We start from the raw sequence: 267 nt of genomic DNA, 5'->3' as shown, positions 1-267 counted from the left end.
GGCGCTGCAGTCGACCACTGGCTGGACGGTGCTGCTGGCGGTGGTGGTGTATTGGGTGGTGGTCGTGGTGGTCGTGGTGGTCGCCGGGTTGATCGATGAACGCGCCGAGGCGCGCGCAGATGTCGCTGGTGAACCGCCGGGTGCGGCAGCGGTGTCCGATACCGCGCAAACGCCGATGCCGAAGTCGAAGTCGAAGTCGGCCAGCCGCCTGGCGGCATTGCCGAACACGCCGCTGCGGCCCGCTGATTTGCAGCCTGGCCTGGACAC

Annotated in this window: 1 protein-coding gene; it reads left to right on the top strand. The window is 68.5% G+C overall.

The features are described 5' to 3' along the window. A partial coding sequence (locus tag MKR94_RS16605; protein ID WP_241647902.1) for a hypothetical protein occupies window positions 1–267 on the top strand: 267 nt, incomplete at both ends.

It is taken from the genome of Rosenbergiella metrosideri (assembly GCF_022602565.1).
GTDB lineage: Bacteria > Pseudomonadota > Gammaproteobacteria > Enterobacterales > Enterobacteriaceae > Rosenbergiella > Rosenbergiella metrosideri.
Note: the sequence above shows the minus strand (reverse complement) of the source record. Positions and strands in the feature narration are given on the sequence as shown.